This window comes from Streptomyces sp. NPDC054770, from assembly GCF_053611985.1.
In genome coordinates this window covers 1-14,824 of sequence record NZ_JBSHBL010000101.1, presented here as the reverse complement: position 1 = coordinate 14,824, position 14,824 = coordinate 1, and the positions used below count along the sequence as shown (strand labels likewise).

The 14,824-nt window shown below is 73.4% G+C and carries 13 protein-coding genes; 2 read left to right on the top strand and 11 right to left on the bottom strand.

Annotation, left to right across the window (positions count from 1 at the left end):
• Nucleotides 1-26 precede the first annotated feature (26 nt).
• The 3 genes from ACWGKQ_RS46035 to ACWGKQ_RS46025 form a co-directional block, all read right to left on the bottom strand.
• Nucleotides 27-1,202 carry a carbohydrate kinase family protein gene (locus ACWGKQ_RS46035; RefSeq protein ID WP_453298064.1) on the bottom strand — a complete coding sequence of 392 codons (1,176 nt, stop codon included), beginning with the start codon at nt 1,200-1,202 and terminating at the stop codon, nt 27-29.
• 95 nt (nt 1,203-1,297) lie between these two features.
• Complete coding sequence (locus tag ACWGKQ_RS46030) at nt 1,298-2,587, bottom strand: glucarate dehydratase family protein (RefSeq protein ID WP_453298063.1); 1,290 nt, start codon at nt 2,585-2,587, stop codon at nt 1,298-1,300.
• A complete protein-coding gene (locus ACWGKQ_RS46025) occupies nt 2,584-3,534 on the bottom strand; it encodes a 5-dehydro-4-deoxyglucarate dehydratase (protein ID WP_453298062.1) in 951 nt (316 codons plus the stop codon). The genes ACWGKQ_RS46030 and ACWGKQ_RS46025 overlap by 4 nt, the downstream gene beginning before the upstream one ends.
• Nucleotides 3,535-3,637: 103 nt before the next feature.
• On the opposite strand from ACWGKQ_RS46025, the gene ACWGKQ_RS46020 reads away from it, so the two are divergent.
• Nucleotides 3,638-4,414 carry an IclR family transcriptional regulator gene (locus ACWGKQ_RS46020; RefSeq protein ID WP_453298061.1) on the top strand — a complete coding sequence of 259 codons (777 nt, stop codon included), beginning with the start codon at nt 3,638-3,640 and terminating at the stop codon, nt 4,412-4,414.
• A 410-nt stretch (nt 4,415-4,824) separates the two neighbouring features.
• On the top strand, nt 4,825-6,012 hold the full coding sequence (locus tag ACWGKQ_RS46015; RefSeq protein WP_453298060.1) for an MFS transporter: 1,188 nt from the start codon (nt 4,825-4,827) through the stop codon (nt 6,010-6,012).
• Here the strand turns inward: ACWGKQ_RS46015 and ACWGKQ_RS46010 are convergent.
• The 8 genes from ACWGKQ_RS46010 to ACWGKQ_RS45975 all read right to left on the bottom strand — a co-directional run bounded on the left by ACWGKQ_RS46010 (nt 6,009) and on the right by ACWGKQ_RS45975 (nt 14,594).
• Complete coding sequence (locus ACWGKQ_RS46010; protein WP_453298059.1) at nt 6,009-7,001, bottom strand: adenosine deaminase; 993 nt, start codon at nt 6,999-7,001, stop codon at nt 6,009-6,011. The genes ACWGKQ_RS46015 and ACWGKQ_RS46010 overlap by 4 nt on opposite strands.
• A gap of 20 nt (nt 7,002-7,021) precedes the next feature.
• Entirely contained in the window at nt 7,022-7,927 is a 906-nt protein-coding gene (locus tag ACWGKQ_RS46005) for a ribonuclease Z (RefSeq protein ID WP_453298058.1), read from the bottom strand.
• Between the two features lie 6 nt (nt 7,928-7,933).
• On the bottom strand, nt 7,934-8,287 hold the full coding sequence (locus ACWGKQ_RS46000) for a histidine triad nucleotide-binding protein (protein ID WP_453298057.1): 354 nt from the start codon (nt 8,285-8,287) through the stop codon (nt 7,934-7,936).
• 123 nt (nt 8,288-8,410) lie between these two features.
• The gene (locus tag ACWGKQ_RS45995) at nt 8,411-11,620 is read right to left on the bottom strand and encodes a S41 family peptidase (protein ID WP_453298056.1); all 3,210 of its coding nucleotides are present in this window, start codon (nt 11,618-11,620) and stop codon (nt 8,411-8,413) included.
• Nucleotides 11,621-11,666: 46 nt separating this feature from the next.
• Nucleotides 11,667-12,239, bottom strand: a complete 573-nt coding sequence (locus ACWGKQ_RS45990) for a hypothetical protein (protein ID WP_453298055.1) — start codon at nt 12,237-12,239, stop codon at nt 11,667-11,669.
• A 93-nt stretch (nt 12,240-12,332) separates the two neighbouring features.
• A complete protein-coding gene (locus tag ACWGKQ_RS45985) occupies nt 12,333-12,725 on the bottom strand; it encodes a VOC family protein (protein WP_453298054.1) in 393 nt (130 codons plus the stop codon).
• A gap of 31 nt (nt 12,726-12,756) precedes the next feature.
• Complete coding sequence (locus ACWGKQ_RS45980; RefSeq protein WP_453298053.1) at nt 12,757-13,515, bottom strand: 16S rRNA (uracil(1498)-N(3))-methyltransferase; 759 nt, start codon at nt 13,513-13,515, stop codon at nt 12,757-12,759.
• Nucleotides 13,512-14,594 (bottom strand): nitronate monooxygenase, encoded by a 1,083-nt coding sequence (locus ACWGKQ_RS45975; protein ID WP_453298052.1) that lies wholly within the window; start codon nt 14,592-14,594, stop codon nt 13,512-13,514. The genes ACWGKQ_RS45980 and ACWGKQ_RS45975 overlap by 4 nt, the downstream gene beginning before the upstream one ends.
• Between the last annotated feature and the right edge of the window lie 230 nt (nt 14,595-14,824).

The window sequence follows — 14,824 nt, the reverse complement described above, 5'->3', positions numbered from 1 at the left end:
CGCACCCGCACCCGCACCCTCGGCAGTCACCCCGCGCTCCCGAACCCGATCGTCGGTACCGCCCTCCGCAGAGGCCACGGCCGCACCTGGTCCTCCTCCGGTACCAGGCCCTCCAGGAACGCGTACCGGCGCAGCGCGGCCGGATCCTGTCCCGCCACCGACTGGACCTTCCGCCACCACGCGCCGATCTCCGACCACCCCGGAGCGGACAGCGATCCGCCGAACTCCTGGACGGAGAGTGCCGCCGTCAGCCCCGCGAAGGCGAGGCGGTCGGCCAGCGGCCAGTCGGCGAGCGTGCCGGTGACGAAGCCGGCGACGAAGACGTCTCCCGCACCGGTCGGGTCGAGGGCCTCGACGGCGATCGCCGGGACCTCCGCGGACTCCCCGGTCCGCCCGTCGACCGCGTACGCGCCTTCCGACCCGAGGGTGACGACGGCGAGCGGCACGTACTCGGTGAGGGCGTGCGCGGCGGCCCGCGGGCAGTCCGCCCCGGTGTACCTCCTCGCCTCCTCCGCGTTCGGCAGGAACGCCTCGCAGTGCTCCAGGTCGGCCAGGCCCGCGAGGTCCCACGCCCCGGTGTCGTCCCAGCCGACGTCGGCGAAGATCCGGGTCCCCTCGGCGGCGGCCCGGGCGATCCAGGGGTTGCGTTTGCCGGGCGTGAGGGAGGCGACGGCGGCGCGGGCACGGGCCGGGTGGCCGGGGGCGTTCTGCTGGCGGAACAGGGTGTCGGCGGGCGGCTCGTGGCCGTGCGAGACCATGGTGCGCTCCCCCTCGTACGCCATGGACACGGTGACCGGCGAGTGCCAGCCGCGCACCTTGCGGGACGGGGAGAGGTCGATGCCCTCGCCCTGGGCGAGCGCGTCCCAGCAGTACTCGCCGTAGTGGTCGTCGCCGAAGGCGGCCGCTAGGGAGGTCTTCAGGCCGAGCCGGGCGAGGGCGGTGGCCATGTTGGCGATACCGCCGGGGCTGGAGCCCATGCCCCGGGCCCAGGACTCGGTGCCGCGCACCGGCGCGGAGTCGAGGCCGGTGAAGACGATGTCGAGGAAGACGGTGCCGGTGAGGTAGACGTCCCAGGGCGGATCGTCCGGCGTGCGCAGGGCGGCCAGCGGGTCGACCTGCGCGGCGCAGTGCGGTGTCGTTGCTCCCCTGTCGTCGTCGAGGTACTCCGGTTCCTCTCCGGCGAACGCGTTGGACGCGGTCACGGTGCGCTCCCTGACGTGGTGCGGATCCGGCCAGTCTGCACCATGTCGCGGCGGAGGCGGCGGCTGTCGCCGTACGACCGCCCGAACGAGGGTCCCTACCAGCGCGGCACGGCCGGTGTCGTCCAGCCCGGCTCGGCCACCCGCATCGCGGCGGCGTCGTCGCGGTCGCGCAGCGTCCCGTCGTCGTCCAGCCACCGCCGGTGCAGTCGTCGTACCTTCTCCGGGTCCAGCTCGACGCCCAGTCCCGGTGCGTCGGGGACGGTGACCCGGCCGCCGTCGAAGGCAAGGCGTTCGGTGAGGACGTCCTCGGACTGCCAGGGGTAGTGGGAGTCGCAGGCGTGGTGGAGGTCCGGGACGGTCGCGGCCACGTGGGTCATCGCGGCGAGGCTGATCCCGAGGTGGGTGTTGGAGTGCATGGAGACGCCGACGCCGAAGGTGCGGCAGACGGCGGCCAGTTGCCGGGTGTTGCGCAGCCCGCCCCAGTAGTGGTGGTCGGAGAGCACGACCTGCACCGCGTCCCGGACGAACGCCTCCCTGATCTCGCCGAAGGTCGTCACGCACATGTTGGTCGCCAGCGGCACGTCCGTGCCCGCGGCCACCTCCGCCATCGCCGGGGTGCCGAGCGCCGGGTCCTCCAGGTATTCGAGGACGTCCCCGAGTTCCTTCGCGACCTTCAGCGAGGTCTGCACGGACCAGGCGCCGTTGGGGTCGAGGCGCAGCGGATGCCCGGGGAACGCCTCCGCCAGCGCCAGTACGGCCGCGATCTCCTCCTCGGGCGGGAAGACCCCGCCCTTGAGCTTGAAGGAGGTGAAGCCGTAGCGCTCGGTGAAGCGGCGGGCCTGCGCCACGATCCCGGCCGGGTCCAGCGCGGCCCCCCAGTCGTCCGGCTCGGCCGGTACGCCCTGAGGGTGCGCGGCCCACTTGTAGAAGAGATACGCGCTGTACTCGACCGTGTCCCGCACCTTTCCGCCGAGCAGTGCGTGCACGGGCAGCCCGAGCGTCTTGCCGAGGGCGTCGAGGCAGGCCACCTCGAAGCCGGAGACCACGGACAGCCGCAGCTTGTCGGCGGTCTGCACCCCGCGCAGCCCGCCGACGTCGGCCTGCCCCAGGACCCGGGCCGCGTCCACGGCGACCTCGTCGGCGAGCGTGAACAGCCCGTTCAGGTCGCCGACCGGCCGCCCGCGCAGTTTCTCGGCGAACGGCCGGGCCAGCTCCAGGTACTTGGTGTCCCCGTAGGTCTCCCCGACCCCGACCACCCCGTCCGCGGTCTCCACCTCCACGATCAGCCGGGGTGTGTACGGCTGGTGCACGCCCTGCGTGTTCAGCAGCGGCGGGTCGGCGACCAGGATCGGGGTGAGGCGGACGTCGGTGACGGTGAGGTTCACAGGGACGCTCCCACGAGGTCGAGGCCGGCGGCGAGCAGCGCCCCGAGGTCGGCCAGGTCGGCGGTGGAGGGGTCGGTGAGCGGGGCGCGTACGGGACCCACCGGCCGGCCGCGCAGCCGGGCCGCCGCCTTCACCAGCGACACCGCGTATCCGGGGACCCGGTCGCGCAGTTCGACGAACGGCACGTAGAAGTCGCGCAGCAGCTTGTCGACCGTGCCCTGGTCGCCGCTTCGGAGGGCGGCGAAGAAGGCGTCGGCGATCTCGGGGGCGAAGGCGTGCACGGCTGAGGAGTACGCGGGGACGCCGACCGTGGCATAGGCGCGGGCCTGGATCTCGGCGGTGGCGGCGCCGTTGAAGAAGAGGAAGCCGTCCGGGGCGGCGAGGGTGAGCCGCTGGAGCCGGTCGAGGTCGCTGTGCCCGTCCTTGAGGCCGATGACGCCGGGGATGCGGGCGATCCGCGTCAACGCGTCGGCGGTGTACGTGACCTGGCCGCGCTGGTAGACGACGAGCGGCAGCCCGGTCCGGCCCGCGATCGCCTCGACCTGCGCGACGAGTCCGTCCTGCGGGGCGCCGACGAGGTAGTGCGGCAGCACGAGCAGGGCGTCCGCGCCGGCCTCCTCCGCGAGGCGCGCGAACCGGACGGCCTGCGCCCAGCCGTAGCCCACCCCCGCGACCACGGGCACCTGCCCGTCGGCCTCCTCGACCGCCACCCGCACGACCTGCCGGTACTCCTCCTCGTCCAGCGAGAAGAACTCCCCGGTGCCGCAGGCCGGGAAGAGGGCGCCGGGCGCGGCGGCCAGCTGCCCGGCGACGTACGCCCGGAACCCGTCCACGTCGAGGGACCCGTCGGCGTGGAACGAGGTGAGCGGGAACGACAGCACCCCGCCCGCCATCCCGTCCCGCAGCCTCCCCACCACACGCTCCGCCTGTCCGGCCACCCCATCCATTTTCTTGTCTCCCTATGTAGACGACATCCATGTACAGGAACCGAGACTAGATATGCGAACGCACCCCGTCAACGGCGCCTCCCGCCGCCCGTACGATCTGCACATGTCCGAGACAGCAGGCGTCCGCGAGGTGAAGTCCGCGGCGCGCACGGTGGAGCTGCTGGAGCTCCTCGCGGACCGCGGCGACCGCCCGGCCCGCCTCCAGGAACTGGCGGACGCACTCGGCGTCCCGCGCAGCTCGATGTACGCCCTGCTCCAGACGCTGATCACCCGAGGCTGGGTGCGCACCGACACCACCGGCTCCCTCTACGGCGTCGGCATCCGCACCCTGCTGACCGGCACCGGCTACCTGGACTCCGACCCGCGCGTCCACCTCGTCCGCCCCTACCTCGACGAGGCCTCACAGGCGCTCGGCGAGACCATCCACCTGGCCCGCCTGGACGGCCCGGACGTGGCGTACCTGGCGACCCGGGAGTCCCACGAGTACCTGCGCACGATCAGCAGGGTGGGCCGCCGCTTCCCGGCCCACGCGGGCGCACTGGGCAAGGCGCTGCTGGCGGAGCGCCCGGACGCCGACCTCCCCGAGGGCCCCTACCGCCCCCTCACCCCCCACACCCGCACCACCCCCGACGCCCTCGCCGCCGACCTGGCCGGGGTCCGCGCCCGCGGCTACTCGACCGACCGCGAGGAAGGCGTCCTCGGCATCACCGGCTTCGGCTTCGCCCTGCGCTACGACACCCCACCCCAGGACGCCATCAGCTGCTCGGTACCGACAGGCCGCCTGACCCCGGAACACGAGGCCCAGATCATCACGGTGATGCAGGAAACCCGAACCCGCATCGAGGCAGCGACACCGGGCGGCACGGTCAACTGGCGCTGACCAGCCGGGCCCTGCCGACACGCGGCCGAGCCGCCGACCAAGGAGCGCGGGGCTGGTGCCGGGGGGTGGGGACGCTCACCGGCGCCGGGCGGGTGCCGCCCGCGCCGCCCCAGCGGCACGACTGCCCGCGGCTGGGAAGAAGCGGCGGGCTGAGCGCCCCTTCAGGGGCGCGGGGAACTGCGCGAGCAACCCCCACCGGCCCGCACCCGGGATCCCGCCGAACCCCCACGGCGCGCGGCGCTCCTACCCCCTCCCCCGCACCCAAAACCCGAGCGTGCCCCACATCACACCCCCCGCCCTTCTTCCGCTCTCCCTCCCTTGATACAAATTCTCCGCGCGTTCCTGTCCCTCGACGGCCTGCGCCCAACCCCCTTCCTGCACCGCTCCTTTCGCATGCCCTGGGAACGCCCGTGTCCGCCCCCCGCACCACCCCCTGGCCCCTCGTCGCCCTTTTCACGGCCGGCTACCTGGCCCCGTACCTCCTCCCGACCACCGTCGGCCGGCTCGAATCGGGGCTCCCCCTCTCCGCCACCCAGGCAGGCGCCATCGGCACTGCCCTGCTGCTGAGTTCGGCGGCCGCCGGCTTCCTCCTCGCCTCCCGGGTGGACCGCATCGGCCCCCGCACCCTCGCCCGCCTCGGCCTCCTCCTCGCGGTCCTCGGCTACGGCGGAGCCGCCCTGACCACCGCCGTCCCCGCGGTCGTCGCCGGCGCAGCCGTCGGCGGATTCGGCTCCGGCACGATCACCGCCGTCGCCGCCACCGGCATCGCCGCGCAACGGGACCCCCACCGCACCACCACCCTCGGCCTGCTCGGCGTCTCCGCCCTCGCCGGTGCCGTCTACCTGACGGTCCCGCACCTCGGCCCCGGCCACGCGCAGCCCCTCGCCGCGATCGCGCTCACCGCGCTCGCGGTCTGGCCGCTCACCGCCCGCCTGTCCCCCCGTACCGCCCCGGCCCTCCCCCGCACCGCCACCGGCCCCCGGCTGCCGCACCTGCGCTCGGGCCTGTTGCTGGCGGCCGCGATGCCCTGCTGGTCGGCCGTGCAGAACTCGCTCTGGGGGGTCAGCGGCCGTATCGGCCTGACGCAGGCGCATCTCGGCGAGGCGACCGTCGGCGTGGTTTTCGCGGTGGCGCTCGGCACCGGTCTGCTCGGCGTGGTCGGCGCGGGCGCCCTCGGCCCGCGGCTCGGCCAGGCCCTGCCGATCGGTCTGGGCACCGTACTGATCGCGGGCTGTATCGCGCTCAGCGCGTCCGCCACCGACCTCACGTCCTTCGCGACCGGCGAGATCGCCTGGAACCTGCTCTACCCGGTCGTCCTGTCGTACGTCATCGGGCTCGCCGCGTCCCTGGACCCGCGGGGCCGCTGGGCGGTGCTGGTCGGGTCGGCGTCGTCGCTGGGGACGGCCGTGGGCCCGGTGACCGGCAGCCTGCTGGCGGCCCGGGCCGGTTTCCCGGCGATGGGGACGGTCCTCGCGGTGGCCCTGCTGGCGGTCGCGGTACCGCTGACGGCGGTGGCGCTGCGGCGCAGGACCACCACCGTCGCGACCGGCCCGGCGCTCACCGACCCGGCGGCGGCACGGCTGGACGTGGCCGCCTAGCCGAACTCGAAGGCGTCGACCTCGGCAAGGTAGCGGGCCCGCAGTTCCTCGTCGTCCTCCAGGAAGGACGCGAGGAAGGAGTTGCGGGCCAGTTCCCGCATCTGCTCCCTGGTCAGGCCCAGGGCGTCGCGCACGGCGTGGTAGTTGTCGGCGACGTAGCCGCCGAAGTAGGCGGGGTCGTCGGAGTTGACCGTGCACAGCAGCCCGGCCTCGATCATGGCCGGAAGCGGGTGCTCGGCGAGCACGTCGACCGCGCGCAGCCGGACGTTCGACAGCGGGCACAGCGTCAGCGGGATCCGCTCCCGCACCAGGCGGGCGACCAGCTCCGGGTCCTCCATGCAGCGCAGCCCGTGGTCGACGCGCTCGACGCCGAGCAGGTCCAGCGACTCGGTGATGTACTCCGGCGGCCCCTCCTCACCCGCGTGGGCCACCCGCCGCAGCCCCAGTTCGGCGGCGGCCTCGTACACCTCGCGGAACTTGACCGGCGGATTCCCCACCTCGGCGGAGTCCAGCCCGATCCCGGTGATCCGGTCGAGGTACGGCTTCGCCGCCTCCAGCGTCGCCATCGCCGACTCGGCGGACTCGTCCCGCAGGAAGCACATGATGAGGCGGGTGGAGATCCCGTGGCTCTCGACGCTGCGGCCGAGCGCCCGCCACAGGCCCTCGACGACCGTCCCCATGCCGATGCCCCGGGCGAGGTGCGCCTGCGGGTCGAAGAAGATCTCGGCGTGCCGGACGCCCTGCGCGGCGGCCCGCGAGAGGTACGCGTCGGCGAGGTCGTCGAAGTCCCGCTCGGTGCGCAGGACGGCCATCAGCTCGTAGTAGAGGTTCAGGAAGGACTGCAGGTCCTCGAACTGGTACGCCTTGCGCAGTGCGTCGGTGTCCGCGTACGGCAGCTCGACGCCGTTGCGCGTGGCCAGCAGGAACGCCAGCTCGGGTTCCAGAGTGCCTTCGATGTGGAGGTGCAGTTCTGCTTTGGGGAGGGGCATCAAAGCATGGTACGGCCGCTTCACCTGCGCTTCGGAACCGGCACTCGGAGCAGGTCGTAGGCGACGGTCAGCTCGCCCTGGTAGCCGGCGGCCCGCGCCTGCCGTTCGAAGTCCTCAGGGTCGGCGTAGCGCTGGCTGAAGTGGGTCAGCACGAGGTGCCGTACCCCCGCGTCCCGGGCGACGGCCGCCGCCTGGCCGGCGGTCAGGTGGCCGTGTTCTTCGGCGAGTCGGGCGTCCTCGTCGAGGAAGGTCGACTCGATGACCAGCAGGTCGCAGCCCTCGGCCAGCGCGTGCACGCCGTCGCACAGCCGGGTGTCCATGACGAACGCGAACCGCTGGCCGCGCCGCACCTCGCTGACGTCGTCGAGCGTGACGTCCCCGAGGACACCCTCGCGCTGGAGCCGGCCGACGTCGGGGCCGCTGATGCCGTGCGCGGCGAGCCGTTCGGGCAGCATGCGGCGGCCGTCGGGCTCGGTGAGCCGGTAGCCGTACGACTCGACGGGGTGGGACAGCTTCCGCGCGTCCAACGTGTAGGAACGGGTGACCGCCAGGTCGCCGTCCGCGTCGACCGGGGCCTCGGTGATGCCGACGGTCTCGCGGTAGGCGGTGGCGTACCGGAGCCGGTCGAAGAAGCGCTGCCCGGACCTCGGGTAGTGCGCGGTGACCGGGTGCGGGACCTGGTCGAGGTTGACGCGCTGGATGACCCCGGCGAGGCCGAGGGAGTGGTCGCCGTGGAAGTGGGTGACGCAGATCCGGTTCAGGTCGTGCGCGGCGACCCCGGCCCGCAGCATCTGCCGCTGGGTGCCCTCGCCGGGGTCGAAGAGGATGCCCTCGCCGTCCCAGCGCAGCAGGTAGCCGTTGTGGTTGCGGTGCCGGGTGGGAACTTGGCTGGCGGTGCCGAGGACCACCAACTCACGTACGGACATGGCGAGTTATCCGGGCGGCCACTGCAGGCCACGACCGCCGAGGATGTGCGCGTGGGTGTGCCAGACGGTCTGGCCGGCGCCGCTGCCGGTGTTGAAGACGATGCGGTAGCTCTCCAGCTTGTCCTCGTCGGCGACGGCCTGGGCCTCGCGCAGTATGTCGGCGGCGACGGCGGGGTCGCCTGCGGCGAGCTCGGCCGCGTTCTTGTAGTGGACCTTGGGGATCACCAGGACGTGAGTGGGTGCCTGGGGGTTTATGTCCCGGAAGGCGACGGTGGTGTCCGTCTCGCGGACGATCGTCGCCGGGACGTGGCCTGCGACGATCTTGCAGAACAGGCAGTCGTCCTGGGGTTCCCCTGCCATAAGGGCGTCTCCTCGTAAAGGGTGATCCAGTGCAGGCGGCATCGTATCGTCGTTGACTGCGGGTGCGTGGGGGTTGGTCGCGCAGTTCCCCGCGCCCCTTCAGGTGGGACCCGGCGCCCCTCCTTACATCGGCAACGTCGGCGGAGTCTTCGCGGGCGTCGTCTCCAACGCCTCCAGTGCTATCCGTACCGCCTCGTCCAGCTGGGGATCCCTCCCGGCGCCCCAGTCCTGCGGGCGCTGCACGATCTCCACGTCCGGGTCGACGCCGTGGTTCTCCACGCCCCAGCCGTAGCCCTCCAGCCAGAACGCGTACTTGGGCTGGGTGACCAGGGTGCCGTCGACCAGGCGGTAGCGGCTGTCGATGCCGATCACGCCGCCCCAGGTGCGGGTGCCGACCACCGGGCCGATGCCCAGGGCCTTGATCGCCGCGTTGACGATGTCGCCGTCCGAGCCGGAGAACTCGTTCGCGACGACCACGACCGGCCCCCGGGGCGCGTCCCTCGGGTAGCTGAACGGGCGCATGCCGCGCGGCAGGTCCCAGCCGACGATGCGGCGGGCCAGCTTCTCCACCACGAGCTGGGAGGTGTGGCCGCCGCGGTTCTCGCGGACGTCCACGACGATGCCCTCGCGGGCCATCTCCACGCTCAGGTCGCGGTGGATCTGGGCCCAGCCGGGCGCCTGCATGTCGGGGACGTGGAGGTAGCCGAGGCGGCCGCCGGACGACGCGTGCACATGGGCCCTGCGGTCGGCGACCCAGGCGTGGTAGCGCAGCGGCTCCTCGTCGGCGACCGGCACGACCACCGGGTGCCGCAACTCGCCGCCGCCCGCCGGGGACACGGTCAGTTCGACCGCCTTGCCCGCCGTGCCGACCAGGAGCGGGCCGGGGCCGGTCACCGGGTCGACGGGCCGGCCGGCGACGCCCACGATCGCGTCGCCGGGGCGTACCGCGGCGCCGGGTGCGGCGAGTGGGGAGCGGGCGCCGGGGTCGGAGGTCTCGGCGGGCAGGATCCGGTCGATGCGCCAGCTGCCGTCCGGATGGCGGGAGATGTCGGCGCCGAGCAGGCCCTGGCGGGCGCCGCCGCCGTGGCCGCCGCGCGGGGTGACGTAGGCGTGCGAGGTGCCCAGTTCGCCCTGGACCTCCCAGAGCAGGTCGACGAGGTCGTCGTGGGTGGCGACCTGCTCGACGAGCGGGCGGTAGCGGTCGAGGACGCCGTCCCAGTCGACGCCGCCGAGGTCCGGGCGCCAGAACTGGTCGCGCATGATGCGGCCGGTCTCGTCGAACATCTGCCGCCACTCGGCGGCCGGGTCGACGGTCTGCCGGACCCGGGCCAGGTCGACGGTGATGTTGGTGTCGCTGTCGTCGTCGCCCGAGGCGCGGCGGTCGCTGGGTACGACCCTGAGCTTGCTGTCGGCCCACAGCAGGACGCGTTTGCCGTCGCCGCTGACCTCGAAGTGGTCGGCGTCGGAGGACAGGTACTCGATGCGCTGCTGGGCGAGGTCGTAGCGCTCCAGCTCGGTCTTGGGCTCCGGGTCCTCGGGGTGGGCGCGGGAGGCGCCGAGCACGCCGCGCACGGGGTGGCGCAGCCAGAGCACGCCGTCCTTGGCGGCCCGCAGGGTGGAGTAGCGGCCGGCCTCGACGGGGAAGGGCACGATCCGGTCGGCGAGGCCCTCCAGGTCGATCCGGGTCGCGGGGGTGCCCTCGGCGTCCGGGGTCTCGTCCTTGTCGGGGGTCTCGAACGGGCGGCCGTGCCGCTGCGGGCCGAACGGCGAGGGGGTGGTGGCGGCGAGGGTGATCAGGTGCGGGCGGTCGCCGACCACGAAGGCCAGGTCGAAGACGTGCTCGTCGTAGACCGGGTCGAAGGAGCGGGTGGAGAGGAAGGCGAGGTGTTTGCCGTCGCGGGTGAAGGCGGGGTCGTAGTCCCGGAACCGCAGCGGGGTCGCCTCGGTGACGGTGAGGTCGGTGGTGTGGGCGATGCGGAGCTGGCAGAGCCCGCCGGTGCCGGGGTGGGACCAGGCGAGCCAGCCGGAGTCGGGCGAGAAGGCCAGTCCGGAGACGTCGCCGTCCTCGCTGCGATCGACCTCGCGGACCTCGCCGGTCTCCCGCTCGACGAGGAGCAGCCGGCCGTCGTGGGCGGCGACGGCGACCCGGCCGCCGTCGGGGGCGACGGCGAGTTCCAGGACCCGGCCGAGCTGTCCGGCGGCGATCCGGCGCGGGGTGGCGCCGGGCACGAGCCCGGTCGCGGGGGCGAACTCCAGGGCGTCGTCGCCCTCGGCGTCCGTCACCCACGCCACCCACTCCTCCGCGTCCGCGCGGAAGGCGACGGGCAGCCGGGCCCGCACCCCCGGCTGGGCGACCAGCGCCCGCGCCGGACCGGAGCGGTGGGTCACCCAGTGCACACCGCCGCGCACCAGGACGGCGCTGCCGCGCGCGGTGTGGTCGGGCGAGGCCGAGCTGAACCAGCGGGCCGCGTTGACCGGGTACGGCTGCCGGTCCACGCGGGACCCGCCGAGCCGGATGTCCAGGCGGCGCGGCTCGGCGCCCTCCAGGTCGTCCAGGAGCCAGAGTCCACCGGCCGAGGCGTAGACGACCCGGGTGCCGTCACCGGACGCGTGCCGGGCGTAGAAACCGTCGAGGGGCGTGTGCCGGCGCAGGTCGGAGCCGTCGGCGAGGGAGGAGTAGAGCGCCCCGGTGCCCTCGTGGTCGGAGAGGAAGGCGATCCGGTCGCCGGCCCACACCGGGTACTCCAGGTTCCCGTCCAGCTCCGCGTGCAGCCGTACGAAGTCGCCGGCACCCTCCCGGTCCACCCACAGCTTGCCCGCCGTACCGCCCCGGTACCGCTTCCACCAGGCCGCTTCCCTGCCCATGGGCGCGGACAGCAGCACGGTGGACGGCCCGAGGGCGACATGGCCGACGGGGCCGTACGGCAGGACGGTGGACGGGCCGCCGTCGAGCGGGACGGTGTGGGCCCAGCTGCGCCGGAGGCTGGCCTGGCCGTGGGTGGTGATCGCGAGGACCTGCCCGTCGTCGGTCCAGCCGCGCACCTGGGTGCGGGCGCTTCCCCAGTGCGTCAGGCGGGTGGACGAGCCGCCGTCGACGGGGGCGGTGTGGATCTCGGGGGCGCCGTCGCGGGTGGAGGTCCAGGCGACCGTGTTCCCGTCGGGCGAGATGCGGGGCAGGGTCACGGGGACGTTGTCGGCGCTGACCCGCCAGGCCCGGCCGCCGTCCAGGGGCGCCAGCCACACGTCGTCCTCGGCGGTGAAGGCGACCAGATCGCCGTGGACGTGCGGAAATCGGAGGTAGGACCGCGGTCCTGTCGCTGCACCCTGAGTCACTCGCTCAGCCTATGCATCCCGGCCTGTTCCCGGTGACCGATTTCGATCACTTGCCCTGCACCGGCCGGCACTTGGGGTCGCCCTGGCACCAGACGGTCTTCGTGACGGTCACGGTGGGGCCGGGCTGCTGCCCGTACGTGGGCGGCCGGTAGGTGCTGTACGCCGGCCCGGGCGTGGCGTCGCAGTCGCCCAGCCCGTTCACCCGGAACCACTCCTTGCCGCCGACCTCGGCGACGAGGTTCCCGCGTACGCAGGCCCCGCTGACGGCCTTGGTCACCCGGCCGGTGACGGTGATGCTCCGGCCGTCCTTGGTCCGCCCCTGGCAGTCGACGGAGACGACGGTGGTGGAGGTGGCCGAAGGCGTCTTCGTGCTCTTCGTGCTCTTGGTCGCCTTCGCCGACGAGCCGTAGTTGCCGGTGCAGGTGAGCCAACTGACGTCGACGTGCTGGCGTTTCAGCTCGGCGGTGGCGGTCTGGTCGGTGGTGTAGGCGACCGTCGCGGTGTTCAGGTCGCTCGGCTGGCAGGCCACCATGCCGCCCACCGCGATCGCGGCGAGTCCCGTCACGGCCGCCACCCTGGTCCCGCGTGGCCGGCCCCAAATCCGCCTCAATGCCCCCATGGAGGGCAGCCTGCCACTGTCCCGCCGGTGGCGGTAGGGGACATACGGCCACTCACGTGTTCGGAGAGGTCCCCCGTGCCGGTGGCCCGTTCCTCAGGTGCGCAGCAGCAGCCACTCCTGCAGTTCCACCAGGTTCCCCTCCGGGTCCTTGAGGTGGGCGACCCGCATGCGCTCCGTCATCGGCGCCGGCCCGTGCACGAGGACCGCACCCCGCCCGGCGATCTGCTCGCAGTAGCCGTCGAGGTCGTCGACGCGCAGCACCACCAGCGAACGGTGCCCGGTCGCCGCGTCCCCCAGCTCGCCCAGTATCGCGGCCATCATCGCCCGGTCCTGCAGGGCGATCCCCGCCGACCCGGCGTGCGGGCTGAACTTCTCGTACGGCCCCTCGCTCGCCCCCGACTGCGGTTTCAGCCCGAGCACCTCGGCGTAGAAGCGGTAGCAGGCGGCGAAGTCGCTGACCAGGAGCCGGACTTGGGCGAGTTCCACGGTGTGTCCCCCAGGGTGTGGTGCGGTCGGTTCAGGACCACCGGCCGGTGCGGCCGAGCAGCAGGGCCGCGGCCGCCGTCCCGGCGGTCGATGTGCGCATCACGGTAGGCCCCAGGGTGTACGCCTTGGCACCCGCCTCCTCGAACAGCGCCATCTCGTCCCGGGCGACGCCCCCTTCGGGCCCGACGACCAGCACGATCTCACCCGCGGCGGGCAGCTCGGCCTCGGCGAGGGGCTCGCTGTCGTGCCCGAAGTCGGAGTGGAGGACGGCGGCGAGGTCGGCCTTGGCCAGAAGTGCGGCAACCTGCTTGGTGCCCACCGCGTCCGCGACCTCCGGGAACCGCACCCGGCGGGACTGCTTGCCGGCCTCACGGGCGGTGCCCCGCCACTTGCCGAGCGCCTTCAGGCCCCGCTCGCCCTTCCACTGGGTGATGCAGCGGGCGGCCTGCCAGGGCACGATCGCGTCGACGCCGACCTCGGTCATGGTCTCCACGGCGACCTCCCCCCGGTCCCCCTTGGGAAGTGCCTGCACCACGGTGATCCGGGGCTGCGGCACCGGCTCCTCGTGGACGCTCTCCAGGTCCGTCACCACCAGCCGGTCCTTGCCCTCGGCGGCCCGCACGACGCCCTCCGTCCAGCGGCCGTGCCCGTCGGTGAGGATGACGTCCTCACCGGGCTGCAGCCGCTTCACGGAGACGGCGTGCCGCCCCTCGGGACCGTCCAGGACGACCTCGCCGCCGGAGAAGTCGGGCACGACCAGCGGATCGAGCACGAACACAGGAGCGGTCATCGCCTCTCCCCCTCACCCTTGGCCGACAACGCTGTCGACGCGGCGGCGAGTTCCTCCGCGAGGGTCTCCACCAGCTGCCCGGCGGGCAGCTCACGGGCCATCCGGTACCCCTGCCCGGCCCACAGGGCCATGCCCTGCGTGTCCCCGGCCCGGGCGGCGGCCTTGCGCAGCGGGGAGGTGAGGTGGTGGACCTCAGGGTAGGCGGCGGGCGCGTACGGGCCGTGCTCGCGCATGAACCGGTTGACCAGGCCGCGGGCGGGCCGCCCGGAGAACGCCCGGGTCAGCGCGGTCCGCGTGAACAGCGGGTCGCCGAGCGCCTGCTTGTGCAGGTCGGCGGCACCGGACTCCGGGGTGGCCAGGAAGGCCGTGCCCAGCTGCGCGGCGCTCGCCCCGGCCGCCAGCACGGCCGCGATCTGGCTGCCGCGCATGATGCCGCCGGCAGCGACGACCGGGATCCCCACGGTCTCCTGTACCTGGGTGACCAGCGACAGCAGTCCGATCCCGGACCCGTCGTTCTCCGGCACGTCCCGGTGGGTGCCCTGATGTCCGCCGGCCTCCACGCCCTGCGCGATCACCGCGTCCGCCCCGGCCCGCTCGACGGCCAGGGCCTCCTCGACGGTGGTGGCGGTGACCAGCGTGAACGTCCCGGCGCGGCGCAGGGAGTCCAGCACCTCGCGACTCGGCACGCCGAAGTGGAAGGAGACCACGGGCACCGGGTTGTCGAGCAGCACGGCCAGCTTGGCCTCGTACCCGTCGTCCCGGCCGCTGTCCGGGTCACCGAGCTCGGTCTCGTACCAGGCGGCCTCACCGGCCAGCTGGTGCGTGTAGACCTCCACGGCCCCGGACTCGGCGTACTCCGGCTGCGGCATGAAAAGGTTCACGCCGAAGGGGCGGCCGGTCAGCCCCCGCAGTTGCTTGATCTCCTGGTACATCCCGTCGGCGGTCTTGTACCCGGCGGCGACGAACCCCAGCCCGCCCGCCTCTGACACGGCGGCGGCAAGCTGCGGCACGGAGACCCCGCCTGCCATGGGGGCCTGCACGATCGGAATGGGGAAGAGATCGGTCAGTGCGGAGGACATGACGGCATGTTGTCACGTCCTCCGAACAAGACCGAATCGGGCCGCCTCTTTGGCACATGCCAGAAATCTCCCCGAGGCACGGCTGCTCAACACCAACGTCGGCCTCACTTCGCGACCGACCGAGTCGAGGGCGTCGCCTCGCTTCTCGATCAACCGAGCCGGGGGTGCGGCTTCACTTCTCGATCAACCGAGTCGGGTGGTGGGTGGGCATAGGGCCCGGGGGTCCAGGG

Excerpts from the sequence above, each read along its gene's own strand:
- ACWGKQ_RS46025 (WP_453298062.1), bottom strand. The coding sequence starts at position 3,534 with ATGGATGGGGTGGCCGGACAGGCGGAGCGTGTGGTGGGGAGGCTGCGG.
- ACWGKQ_RS46020 (WP_453298061.1), top strand. The coding sequence starts at position 3,638 with ATGTCCGAGACAGCAGGCGTCCGCGAGGTGAAGTCCGCGGCGCGCACG.
- ACWGKQ_RS46010 (WP_453298059.1), bottom strand. The coding sequence starts at position 7,001 with ATGCCCCTCCCCAAAGCAGAACTGCACCTCCACATCGAAGGCACTCTG.
- ACWGKQ_RS46005 (WP_453298058.1), bottom strand. The coding sequence starts at position 7,927 with ATGTCCGTACGTGAGTTGGTGGTCCTCGGCACCGCCAGCCAAGTTCCC.
- ACWGKQ_RS46000 (WP_453298057.1), bottom strand. The coding sequence starts at position 8,287 with ATGGCAGGGGAACCCCAGGACGACTGCCTGTTCTGCAAGATCGTCGCA.
- ACWGKQ_RS45990 (WP_453298055.1), bottom strand. The coding sequence starts at position 12,239 with ATGGGGGCATTGAGGCGGATTTGGGGCCGGCCACGCGGGACCAGGGTG.
- ACWGKQ_RS45980 (WP_453298053.1), bottom strand. The coding sequence starts at position 13,515 with ATGACCGCTCCTGTGTTCGTGCTCGATCCGCTGGTCGTGCCCGACTTC.
- ACWGKQ_RS45975 (WP_453298052.1), bottom strand. The coding sequence starts at position 14,594 with ATGTCCTCCGCACTGACCGATCTCTTCCCCATTCCGATCGTGCAGGCC.